This is a genomic window from Streptomyces sp. NPDC030814, assembly GCF_055572155.1.
The window spans coordinates 170,293-181,109 of record NZ_JBVIDX010000016.1 but is presented as its reverse complement, the minus strand read 5'-3'; the positions used below and the strand labels follow the sequence as shown (position 1 = coordinate 181,109).

General features: G+C 71.0%; 11 protein-coding genes. 6 read left to right on the top strand and 5 right to left on the bottom strand.

Annotation, left to right across the window (positions count from 1 at the left end; genetic code table 11):
• The first annotated feature begins 69 nt into the window (after nt 1-69).
• Nucleotides 70-1,449: a hypothetical protein gene (locus tag ACZ43N_RS29245; protein ID WP_468101714.1), complete on the top strand. Its 1,380-nt coding sequence runs from the start codon at nt 70-72 to the stop codon at nt 1,447-1,449.
• Between the two features lie 97 nt (nt 1,450-1,546).
• Here the strand turns inward: ACZ43N_RS29245 and ACZ43N_RS29240 are convergent, their stop codons facing one another.
• Nucleotides 1,547-2,332: a S1 family peptidase gene (locus ACZ43N_RS29240; protein WP_468101712.1), complete on the bottom strand. Its 786-nt coding sequence runs from the start codon at nt 2,330-2,332 to the stop codon at nt 1,547-1,549.
• Nucleotides 2,333-2,574: 242 nt separating this feature from the next.
• Between ACZ43N_RS29240 and ACZ43N_RS29235 the strand changes: the two genes are divergently transcribed.
• Entirely contained in the window at nt 2,575-3,180 is a 606-nt protein-coding gene (locus ACZ43N_RS29235) for a YdeI/OmpD-associated family protein (RefSeq protein WP_468101710.1), read from the top strand.
• Between the two features lie 49 nt (nt 3,181-3,229).
• Here ACZ43N_RS29235 and ACZ43N_RS29230 read toward each other — a convergent pair whose 3' ends face one another.
• A complete protein-coding gene (locus ACZ43N_RS29230; protein ID WP_468101708.1) occupies nt 3,230-3,850 on the bottom strand; it encodes a YceI family protein in 621 nt (206 codons plus the stop codon).
• Between the two features lie 146 nt (nt 3,851-3,996).
• Here ACZ43N_RS29230 and ACZ43N_RS29225 point away from each other — a divergent pair, with 146 nt between their 5' ends.
• The 4 genes from ACZ43N_RS29225 (at nt 3,997) to ACZ43N_RS29210 (ending at nt 9,079) form a co-directional block, all read left to right on the top strand.
• Nucleotides 3,997-6,408: a polysaccharide lyase 8 family protein gene (locus ACZ43N_RS29225; RefSeq protein WP_468101707.1), complete on the top strand. Its 2,412-nt coding sequence runs from the start codon at nt 3,997-3,999 to the stop codon at nt 6,406-6,408.
• A 164-nt stretch (nt 6,409-6,572) separates the two neighbouring features.
• A complete protein-coding gene (locus ACZ43N_RS29220; protein ID WP_468101705.1) occupies nt 6,573-8,156 on the top strand; it encodes an acyl-CoA carboxylase subunit beta in 1,584 nt (527 codons plus the stop codon).
• Between the two features lie 57 nt (nt 8,157-8,213).
• Nucleotides 8,214-8,405, top strand: a complete 192-nt coding sequence (locus ACZ43N_RS29215; protein ID WP_468101703.1) for an acyl-CoA carboxylase epsilon subunit — start codon at nt 8,214-8,216, stop codon at nt 8,403-8,405.
• Between the two features lie 107 nt (nt 8,406-8,512).
• Complete coding sequence (locus tag ACZ43N_RS29210; RefSeq protein ID WP_468101702.1) at nt 8,513-9,079, top strand: hypothetical protein; 567 nt, start codon at nt 8,513-8,515, stop codon at nt 9,077-9,079.
• Between the two features lie 91 nt (nt 9,080-9,170).
• Here the strand turns inward: ACZ43N_RS29210 and ACZ43N_RS29205 are convergent, their stop codons facing one another.
• The 3 genes from ACZ43N_RS29205 to ACZ43N_RS29195 form a co-directional block, all read right to left on the bottom strand.
• Nucleotides 9,171-9,752: a GTP-binding protein gene (locus tag ACZ43N_RS29205; RefSeq protein WP_009314218.1), complete on the bottom strand. Its 582-nt coding sequence runs from the start codon at nt 9,750-9,752 to the stop codon at nt 9,171-9,173.
• Entirely contained in the window at nt 9,733-10,302 is a 570-nt protein-coding gene (locus ACZ43N_RS29200; protein ID WP_141568630.1) for a DUF742 domain-containing protein, read from the bottom strand. Before ACZ43N_RS29200 ends, ACZ43N_RS29205 begins: the two co-directional genes overlap by 20 nt.
• Nucleotides 10,303-10,401: 99 nt before the next feature.
• Nucleotides 10,402-10,815 (bottom strand): roadblock/LC7 domain-containing protein, encoded by a 414-nt coding sequence (locus ACZ43N_RS29195; RefSeq protein WP_004983065.1) that lies wholly within the window; start codon nt 10,813-10,815, stop codon nt 10,402-10,404.
• Between the last annotated feature and the right edge of the window lie 2 nt (nt 10,816-10,817).

The window sequence follows — 10,817 nt, the reverse complement described above, 5'->3', positions numbered from 1 at the left end:
GAACCCCCGGTCCGGTTTATCGCCGCTCCGATCGTCCGTTTTCGTAGCGATCGAGGTAGTTTCGTAGGTATGAAGGGCGCACTGGTCCGACCCCTGACCCGTCTCCTGATCGTGCCGCTCATCGCAGCAGCCCTGGCGGTGCTGTCGGTCGGCGCGCCCGGCGCCCACGCGGCCACCGATCCCTCGACGGTGGCCGCGTCCCTGCGCGAGAACCCCGTCTACGTCGACCCGGCCGCCTCCGATCTGCTCTCCGCATCGGACGCCGAAGCGCTCGCCGACAAGATCGTGGACGCGGACGAGCCGATCTTCGTCGCGGTCCTCCCGGCCGACCAGCCCACCCAGAACCTCTTCCGCAACCTCCGCACGGAGACCGGCATCACCGGCCTGTACGCCATCCGCCTCGGCGACCGTTTCGACGCGCGGGCCGACAGCAGCGTCATGAGCGCGGGGACGGTGTCGAACCTGGTCTCGGCGGCGCAGGGCGCGGGCGACGCCAAGGCGCAGCTCAACGATTTCGTCGACGCCGCCCTGCGCAGCAACCCGGGCGGCACGGCCCCGTCGAGCTGGAGCGGCGGCGGAGGCGGCGAGGGCGTGGATGCCGGGGCCCTGGCCGCCGTCGGCGCGGTGGTGGTGGCGGGCGGTGTCGGCGCGTACGCCCTGGTCCGCCGTCGGCGCCGCCGGGAGGAGGCGGAGCGCCGCGAGGCCCTGGAGAAGCTCCGGGTGGTGGTCGACGAGGACATCACCGCCTTCGGCGAGGAACTCGACCGGCTGGACTTCCACCCCGCCGAGGCGGGCGCGGACGACGCGATGCGCGCCGACTACGAGCGCGCCCTCGACGCCTACGAGAAGGCGAAGTCGCTCATGACGGCGGCCACCCGCCCCGAGGACGTGCGCGCGGTCACCCAGACCCTGGAGGACGGCCGCTTCTCCCTCGCCCTGCTGGCCGCCCGGCGGGAGGGCCGTCCGCTCCCCGAACGCCGTGCCCCCTGCTTCTTCGACCCCCGTCACGGCCCCTCCGTCGCCGACGTCCTGTGGACCCCGCCGCTGGGCGGCGCGTCCCGCGAGGTACCGGTGTGCGCTGCGGACCAGGCCCGGCTGGTGGACGGCCGGGAGCCCATGGTCCGCGAGGTGGAGACGGTCTCCGGCGCCCGCCGGCCCTACTGGGACGCCGGCCCCGCCTACGGCCCCTGGGCGGGCGGCTACTTCGGCGGCGGCATGCTCCCGGGCCTCCTCGTCGGCACGATGCTCGGCAGCATGATGGCCACCCCCTCCTACGCGGCCGTCTACGGCGCCGGTTACGGCGACTTCGGCGCGGACAGCGGCTACGACGGCGGTGACTTCTCCGGCGGCGACTTCAACACCGACGACTTCTCCGGCGGCTTCGGGGGCGGGGACTTCGGCGGCGGGGGCGACTTCGGAGGCGGCGGGGACTTCGGCGGAGGTTTCTGAACCGCGCGTCCGGTGCCCCTGGCGGCTCACGGGCACGGGCCCGGCGCGGGAGGCACCGGGCCCGTGGACGTCGTACGTGGTGGTGCCGGGCTCCCGCTCAGAGCGTGGCGGCGGCCGACGCTATCTGGGAGGCGAACGTCGAGACCTCGGAGTAGACACCCGGGGCGTTGGGCCGGGCGCAGCCCTCGCCCCAGCTGACGATGCCGACCTGGATCCAGGCGCCGGCGTTGTCGCGGCGGAACATTGGGCCGCCCGAGTCGCCCTGGCAGGTGTCGACGCCGCCCGAGGCGAAGCCGGCGCAGATCTCTTCGCCGGCGACGAGGTCGTTGTAGAGGCCGCCGTAGGCGCGGCAGGTCGCGTCACTGATGAACGGGACCGTCGCCTTGAGCATGTAGCGCTGCTGGGCGCCGCCCTCGCGGGCCGCTCCCCAGCCGGCGACGGTGAAGTCACCGGTGTTGTACTGGGTGTTGGTGGCGATCTTCAAGGTCGGCAGGTTGATCGGCTGGGCGAGCTTGATGAGTGCCCAGTCCTTGCCGGTGCCGTTGTAGCCGGGGGCCCGGTACACCTTGGTGGAGCGGACCTGGACCCGGCCGCTGGTGCTCTGGAGGTCCACGACGCCTGCGGTGGCGGTGATGCTCGTGTTGTTTCCGCTCGCGCCGACACAGTGCGCGGCGGTGAGGACGATCTGCTGCGTGTACAGCGCGCCGCCACAGCCCATCGACAACCGGACCATGAACGGGAACTCGCCCTGCGCCGCACGCGTGCCGCCGACGACCGGCGACGGGGCGGCCTCGGCCGCCGAGACCGGCTGCAGGCTGGCGATCGCGAGCGCGGCGGCGCCGACGGCGGCGCATCTCTTCAGGGCGGTGATGAGTCGCTTCAAGGTGATGCCTTCCGTGGGGGGTTGACATGCGGGGACTCGTGCAACCGAACCGATGATTGACGAGAACATGCCAAATCAGACAGCGCTTGCGAGCGTGCGCTGGCATGCTCAAATCAATTTCGGTTGCTGGATTATGGGAACGCCGCGACCCCTCACACAAGAGGTACGAACCAGCCAGCTTCTTCACCGAGCGGCTCGGTTCTAGGACGGAGTCTGTCCTAGAGGGCGCCTGGGTTGGCCTCATGGTCACCCACGACAGCGCCGAAGCCTCCGCCGAAGCCCATGTGCCCGCCGACGCGCGGACCTTCGAAAACGCCGATCATCTGGACGCGTGGCTGGGCGCTCACCCCGCACCGCACCCCGGTCTGTGGGTGAAGGTCGCCAAGAAGGGGAGCGGGATCCCGTCCGTCGGTGCCGGGGAGGTCAATGACGTCGCCCTCTGCCACGGCTGGATCACCGGGCACCGGCGCCGGTTCGACGAGGTCCACTACCTGCAGCGGATCACACCGCGCAGGCCGCGCAGCGACTGGTCGATGGTGAACGTGCGCAGAGTGGAGCAACTGACCGCCCAGGGGCGCATGCGGCCCGGCGGACTCGCGGAGGTCGACGAGGCGAAGGCGGACGGGCGCTGGGCGGCGGCGTACGAGTCCCAGAAGGAGGCCGGCGTGCCGGGGGATCTGGCGGCGGACCTCGCCCGCAGCCCCCGCGCCCGGCAGGCGTTCGAGCGGCTCGGGAGGACGGACCGGTACCTCGTCATCCTGGGCCTGCTGAAGGCCCGTACCCCCCGCACGCGTGCCGCCCCTCTGCGCACGGCACTGGACGGGCTGGAAGCGGGCCACCCGCGGTGAGGACCGGCCGGCGTCCCCGGCCGGTCCGCCCCGCTTCCACTCGCCCGGGTCACTCGGCGTTGCGGATCGCCGAGATGTCGAAGCGCAGCTTGATCTTGTCGGAGACCAGCACACCGCCCGTCTCCAGCGCGGCGTTCCAGGTCAGGCCCCACTCGGAGCGCAGGATCTCCGCCTTGCCCTCGAAGCCGACGCGCTCGTTGCCGAAGGGGTCCTTCGCGGCACCGTTGAACTCCAGGTCGATGGTGAGCGGCCTGGTGGTGCCGAGGATGGAGAGGTCACCGGTGATGCGGTACTCGTCGCCGCCGAGAGCCTCGGCGGTGGTGGAGCGGAAGGTCATCGCCGGGAACTCCTCCGTCCGGAAGAAGTCCGCGCTCTTCAGGTGACCGTCCCGGTCGGCGTTGCCGGTGTCGATGCTGTCCATCTTGACGTCGATGGAGGCGGTCGAGCGGGACGGGTCCGTGCCGTCGAGGTGCAGCGAACCGGAGAAGTCGAGGAAGCCGCCCTTGACGTTGGTGACCATGGCGTGCCGGGCCACGAAGCCGATGGTCGTGTGGGACGGGTCGATCGTGTAGTCGCCGGTCAGCGCGGCCAGCTCGGGGTTCACCGGGGAGGCGGTCACCACGGCCGTCTCGGAGGCGGCGGTCTCGTTCTTGCGGCCGAAGATGCTCATGACGTGCTCCTAGGGATGAGGTCGTTCAATGTTCAACGAAGTGAACACGGCCCACCGTAGACCTATTCCGTTCAATTTTCAACCGTGTCTGCTGGGTGATCGAGAAGTCACACAGCGTTGATCTGTTCTCACGGGGGTGGTACGGCATGGGCATGACCCCCTCACGCCGTACGCTCCTCCTCGCCGCGACCCTGGCGGCCGCGACCACCCCCACCGCCGCCCGCGCCACCACCCAGCCCACCACCGACGAGGCCGAGTCCGCGGAACCCGGCAGCTCCGACGAGCCCGGAAACCCGGGCGAGCCCGACGAGTTCGCCGCTCTCCGTCACCGCTGGCTCACCCTGGCCCTCGGCACCGGCTACGACCCCACCGCCGAGCCCTACGCCTCCCGCCTCCGGGAGACCGGCGAACTGGCCCGGGGCTTCCGCACGACCATGGCCCCCGCCCCTCACTCCCTCTGGCCGGACCGCCCCTTCGACCCGCCCGCCGGTATCACCCGGAGCTACAGCCGGCTGTGGACGATGACTCAGGCGTACATCCAGCCTGGCACCGGCTCGACGGGCGACGCCACCCTCCTCGCGGACATCACCCGCGGCCTCGACCACCTCTCCACGACCGTCTACAACCCCTCGACCACGCGCTACGGCAACTGGTGGGAGTGGCAGATCGGCAGTCCCCGCCTCCTGACGGACATCGTCGCGGCCCTCCATGACGAGCTGACACCCGCCCGGACGGCCGCCGCCTGCGCGGCGATCGACCACTTCATCCCCGACTCGATGCTGCGCGAGTACAGCGGCACCTCCACCGGCGCCAACCGGGTCGACCTCTGCCGCTCCGTCGCCCTGCGCGGCATCCTCGGACGGATCCCCGAGAAGATCGCCCTCGCCCGCGACGCCCTGTCGCCCGTCTTCCCCCACGTCACCCATGGCGACGGGCTCTACGCCGACGGCTCGTTCGTGCAGCACACCTGGGTCGCGTACTCGGGGACGTACGGGCAGGTGATGCTCGACGGGCTGGGGCGGCTGTTCGCCCTGCTGGCCGGGTCCACCTGGCAGGTCACCGACCCGGGAAGGCAGATCGTCCTCGACAGCGTCGAACGGGCGTACGCGCCCCTCATCCACGACGGCCTCGTCATGGACACCGTCAACGGCCGCGCCATCAGCCGCGGATATCTGAAGAGCGACGACCGGCGCCTCCTGCGCGGGGACCACTTCCACGGACAGGCGCTCATCGCGGCGATCGCCCTCCTCGCGCTGGGCGCCGACGCGGCCGCGCGCGAGCGGTGGCACGGGCGGGTCAAGGGGTGGATCGAGCGCGACACGGTGACGCCGATCCTCACCGCCGGACAGTTCGGCGTCGCCGACCTGGCCCGGCTGCACTCCGTCGCGGCGTCCCCCGCGCCACCCGCCCCCGACCCCGTCGGCCACCGCCTCTTCGCCGCCATGGACCGTGCCGTCCACCGCCGCCCCGGCTTCGTGCTCACCCTCGCCATGGCCTCCGACCGCATCGCCCACTACGAGTGCGGCAACGGCGAGAACCCGCGCGGCTGGCACACCGGAGCGGGGATGACCCTGTGGTGGCCCACCGGGCGCGATGCCCGGTCCGACCAGTACACCGACTGGTTCTGGCCGACCGTCGACTGGTACCGGCTCCCCGGCACGACCGTCTCCACCAAGCCCCTCGCCGACAGGGAGGGCGGCGAATGGGGTGCCCCCAAGCCCGCCGTGCGATGGGTCGGCGGGACCACCGACGGCGAGTACGCGGCGATCGGCCAGCACCTCAAGGGGCTCGGCTCCACCCTCCAGGCCCGCAAGTCGTGGTTCTGCGTCGACGACTCCGTCATCTGCCTCGGCGCCGGGATCAGCTGCGCGGACGGGGTACCGGTCGAGACCGTCGTCGACAACCGCAACCTGGGGCACCCCGACGTCAGCGGGCACCACACCCTCGTCCGGGGCCCGGGCTGGGCCCATCTGACGGGCCACGGCGGCTGGGTCCTCCCCGGCAGCCGGCGAGCGGACCTGCGCACCCTCCGCGAGGACCGCACCGGCGCCTGGTCCGACATCAACACCGGCGGCACCACCGAGCGCCGCACCCGGCGCTGGCAGACCCTCTGGCTGGACCACGGCACCGACCCCACCGACGCCGCCTACGTCTACGTCCTGATGCCCGGGGCGTCGCGCCGCGCCGTCGCCGCCCGTTCCGCCGACCCCCGGTGGTTGTCGGTCCTCGCCAACGACAGCGCGTGCCAGGCGGTCCACGTCGCCCGACTGGGCCTGACGGCGGCGAACTTCTGGCAGGCCGGCAGGGCCGGACCGCTCACCGCATCGGCCGGGGCGAGCGTCCTGGTCCGCCGCCGGGGCCGCACCGCAACCCTCTGTGTGAGCGAACCGCCGCGCACCGGCGTGCCGATCGAGATCACCTGGAACGGCCCTGTCCGCTCGGTCGCCCGGACCGACGCCTCCGTCGAGGTGCTGGAGGCGACGGGCCGCCGCCTACGGCTCCGCGTCACCCCCGGTACCGCCTGTGCCACCCACTCCTGTGATGTGACTCTCGCCTGACGCGATCACGCGCCTTTGTTGGACCCTGACAAGCCGCACACCCCCTGAACAGTCGGGTCGGCTGCATGCCGGGACGGTTCTGTTCAGGGGTACCAGGAAAACGCGCCGGAGACTGTACGGAGTCAACGGCCCGGTTTTCTTGTTCGAGTTCGTAAGGTCGCTACATGACCGTTTTGGATGAGGCACCGGGTGAGCCGACGGACGCGCGCGGGCGAGTGGCCGAACTGCACGAGATCCGTGCCCAGGCGATCGCCGGCCCGAGTGAGAAGGCGACCGAGGCGCAGCACGCCAAGGGCAAGCTGACCTCCCGGGAGCGCATCGAGCTGTTGCTGGACCCGGGCTCCTTCAACGAGGTCGAGCAGCTGCGCCGGCACCGGGCCACCGGCTTCGGTCTGGAGGCCAAGAAGCCGTACACCGACGGTGTCGTCACCGGCTGGGGCACGGTGGAGGGCCGCACGGTCTTCGTCTACGCCCATGACTTCCGTATCTTCGGCGGCGCCCTCGGTGAGGCCCACGCCACCAAGATCCACAAGATCATGGACATGGCCATCGCGGCCGGTGCCCCGCTGGTCTCCCTCAACGACGGCGCGGGCGCCCGTATCCAGGAGGGGGTCTCCGCCCTCGCCGGCTACGGCGGCATCTTCCAGCGCAACACCAGGGCGTCCGGTGTCATCCCGCAGATCAGCGTGATGCTCGGCCCGTGCGCGGGCGGCGCGGCCTACAGCCCGGCCCTGACGGACTTCGTGTTCATGGTCCGCGAGACCTCGCAGATGTTCATCACCGGCCCGGACGTCGTCAAGGCGGTCACCGGCGAGGAGATCACCCAGAACGGGCTCGGCGGCGCGGATGTGCACGCCGAGACGAGCGGTGTCGCGCACTTCGCGTACGACGACGAGGAGACGTGCATCGCCGAGGTGCGCTACCTGCTGTCGATGCTCCCGCAGAACAACCGTGAGAACCCCCCGCGGGTGGAGCCCTCCGACCCGGTGGACCGCCGCAGCGACGTCCTCCTCGACCTGGTCCCGGCGGACGGCAACCGCCCCTACGACATGGCCAAGGTCATCGAGGAGATCGTCGACGACGGCGACTACCTGGAGGTCCACGAGCGCTGGGCCCGCAACATCATCTGCGCCCTGGGCCGGCTCGACGGCCAGGTGGTCGGCATCGTCGCCAACCAGCCGCAGACGCTCGCCGGTGTCCTGGACATCGAGGCCAGCGAGAAGGCCGCCCGCTTCGTGCAGATGTGCGACGCCTTCAACATCCCGATCGTCACTCTGCTGGACGTACCCGGCTTCCTCCCGGGCGTCGACCAGGAGCACGGTGGAATCATCCGCCACGGCGCGAAGCTGCTGTACGCGTACTGCAACGCGACCGTGCCGAGGATCTCCCTGATCCTTCGGAAGGCCTACGGAGGTGCGTACATCGTCATGGACAGCCAGTCCATCGGTGCGGACCTCACCTACGCGTGGCCCACCAACGAGATCGCGGTGATGGGCGCCGAGGGTGCCGCCAACGTCATCTTCCGCCGTCAGATCGCCGAGGCCGAGGACCCCGAGGCGATGCGGGTCCGGATGGTCAAGGAGTACAAGGCCGAGCTGATGCACCCGTACTACGCGGCCGAGCGCGGCCTCGTGGACGACGTCATCGACCCCGCGGACACCCGCGCGGTGCTCATCCGCTCCCTGGCGATGCTCCACACCAAGCACGCCGACCTGCCCTCCCGCAAGCACGGCAACCCGCCGCAGTAACCCGCCGGTTCCCTCGCGGTACCCCTGCGGAAACCTCATCCACGGAGACTGACACCCATGAACCTGCCCGATATCCGCGTCGAAAAGGGCCACGCCGAACCCGAGGAAGTGGCCGCGATCACCGCGCTGCTCCTCGCCCGCGCGGCCGCCCGGCCCACCGAGGCCCCGGCCCACCGCGGCCGCGCCCGCGCCGGCTGGCGCCGCCTGGAGCGCGAGCCGGGCTTCCGCGCCCCGCACAGCTGGCGCTGACACCGCGGCACCCAGCCGTACGAAGGCCCCGGCGCCCCCGAGAAGGGGAGCGGCCGGGGCTTTCGCGTGCGTAGGGCGGCCGGACGAACCGGCGAGGGGGAGAGGACATGGGCGTACCGGCCGAGCTGGAGGAGACCGTGGTGCATGTCGACGCGCTGCTGAGACCGATCGCCCGCCGCCCCGTGGACCTCGCCGACCCGGACCGGGAGACCCACCTGCGAGAGGGTCCGCGCCCCCTCGACGAGGCCGACGTCCGCGCACAGGCCGAGAACGCCCTCTCCGACCTCCTCGACCTCTACGAACAGACCGACGAGCCGACCCGCGCCGCCGTTCGCGCCCTCCTGTGCCGGTGCGACTCCTTCACCTGGGCCACGGGCCTGCCACCCGCCCGCACCCCGGAGTCCTTCCGCCGGGAGCTGCTCCTGCTCTCGGCCCGTGACCTCGGCCACGACACGAGAGACGAACTGGTCACCCTCCGCGACCTGGGCCGGCGGGCCGCCGAGGCCGGAGTGGACCTGCGTCCCCTCCTGCTGGAGGTGGCAGCCCTCTCCAGCATGGAGAACCGCCACGGCATGGGCTCGATCCAGGGGATCCTCACAGCCGCCGCCCAGCACCGCCCAGGGGCGCGGAGAACTGCGCGACCGACCACGACGAGCCCGCAGTCGCCGGCCTGACCCGCCGCCCACGGCGACGGGCGGGACCCCGGCAACACGAAAAGGGCCCCTCTCAACGAGGGGCCCCTTCGTACGGCTGAGCGTCGCAGACCTACCGCAGGCGCGCCATCAGCGCGTGCTCGACCAGAGTGATCAGCGCCGACTTCGCGTCGGCCCGGTGCCGCGCGTCGGTCGTGATGATCGGGGTGTCGGGCCCGATCTGCAGGGCTTCCCGGACCTCGTCCGGGTTGTACGGCTGCTGCCCGTCGAAGCCGTTCAGGGCGATGACGAACGGAAGCCCGCTGTTCTCGAAGTAGTCGACCGCCGGGAAGCAGTCGGCCAGCCGCCGGGTGTCGACGAGGACGATCGCGCCGATGGCGCCGCGGACCAGGTCGTCCCACATGAACCAGAACCGGTCCTGGCCGGGCGTGCCGAACAGGTACAGGATCAGGTCCTGGTCCAGGGTGATACGGCCGAAGTCCATGGCGACGGTCGTCGTCGTCTTGTCTCCGGTGTGGGTGAGGTCGTCGATGCCCGCGGAAGCGGACGTCATCACGGCCTCGGTACGCAGCGGGTTGATCTCCGAGACGGCCCCGACGAACGTGGTCTTGCCCACGCCGAAGCCACCCGCCACCACGATCTTCGCTGAGGTGGTGGAGCGGGAAGGACCGCCGCTAGAGCTTGCGAAGTCCACTGAGCACCCTTTCGAGCAGTGTCACGTCTGGCTGGCCACCGGCGTTCTCGTCGCCGCCGGGCTGATGGATGGCGACCAGGCCCGCCTCCGCCAAGTCGGCGACGAGGATCCTGGCCACGCCGAGAGGGATCGTCAGCAGGGCCGAGATCTCGGCCACCGACTTGATTTCCCGGCAGAGGTTGCAGATCCGCTGATGCTCGGGCAGCTGGCCCTGCATCTGGTGCGGCTGCGCGGTGGTGTGCACCAGCGCCTCGATGGCGAGCTGGTAGCGCGGCCTGGTGCGGCCGCCCGTCATGGCGTACGGGCGCACCAGGGGGTTGCTCGCCGCCCCCGCGGGAGACGGCTCCGGGGTGCGGCGCTGCGGCTGTACCGGCTGGATGCGCGGCGCCGGCGGCTGGTCGTACGGCGAAGGGCCGGGGCCCTGCGGTGCGTACGGCTGCTGGCGGCTCGGTGCGGAGGGGAAGTTGTACCGATTCTGGTCACCCTGGCCCGGCCCCTGGCCAGGGTAGGACCAGTTGCCCGACGATGAACCGCCTGGGGGTGTTGCCACGTTCTCTCCTCCTCCGACCGTGCTGGCATCCATGGCTCATTTGGAAGCCGCGTCCCGAAACCTTACGGCCCCGGGACGCCAAAACGCACCGTCTGACTGTTAGTTGAGCAGGCTGCCCTGGAGTTCCGCACGAAGATCGGGCGTCAGCACCGTGCCGGCGCGGTCCACCAGAAGGGCCATCTCGTACCCGATGAGGCCGATGTCGGCTTCCGGATGGGCAAGAACGGCGAGCGAGGAACCGTCGGAAATGGACATGATGAACAGGAATCCCCGCTCCATCTCCACAACCGTCTGATTGACGCTGCCACCTTCGAAAATGCGGGAGGCACCCGCGGTCAGAGAGGTCAGACCCGACGCGACGGCCGCCAGCTGGTCGGCTCGGTCACGCGGAAACCCTTCGGACATCGCCAGAAGGAGTCCGTCGGCGGAGACCACCACCGTGTGGGACACCCCGGGGGTGTTGTCCACGAAGTTGGTGATCAACCAGTTCAGGTTCTGTGCCGCCTGGCTCATCG

What these genes read in the sequence shown, in the direction of transcription:
- ACZ43N_RS29245 (WP_468101714.1), top strand. Translation starts at nt 70, where the DNA reads ATGAAGGGCGCACTGGTCCGACCCCTGACCCGTCTCCTGATCGTGCCG.
- ACZ43N_RS29235 (WP_468101710.1), top strand. Translation starts at nt 2,575, where the DNA reads ATGGTCACCCACGACAGCGCCGAAGCCTCCGCCGAAGCCCATGTGCCC.
- ACZ43N_RS29230 (WP_468101708.1), bottom strand. Translation starts at nt 3,850, where the DNA reads ATGAGCATCTTCGGCCGCAAGAACGAGACCGCCGCCTCCGAGACGGCC.
- ACZ43N_RS29225 (WP_468101707.1), top strand. Translation starts at nt 3,997, where the DNA reads ATGGGCATGACCCCCTCACGCCGTACGCTCCTCCTCGCCGCGACCCTG.
- ACZ43N_RS29220 (WP_468101705.1), top strand. Translation starts at nt 6,573, where the DNA reads ATGACCGTTTTGGATGAGGCACCGGGTGAGCCGACGGACGCGCGCGGG.
- ACZ43N_RS29215 (WP_468101703.1), top strand. Translation starts at nt 8,214, where the DNA reads ATGAACCTGCCCGATATCCGCGTCGAAAAGGGCCACGCCGAACCCGAG.
- ACZ43N_RS29210 (WP_468101702.1), top strand. Translation starts at nt 8,513, where the DNA reads ATGGGCGTACCGGCCGAGCTGGAGGAGACCGTGGTGCATGTCGACGCG.
- ACZ43N_RS29195 (WP_004983065.1), bottom strand. Translation starts at nt 10,815, where the DNA reads ATGAGCCAGGCGGCACAGAACCTGAACTGGTTGATCACCAACTTCGTG.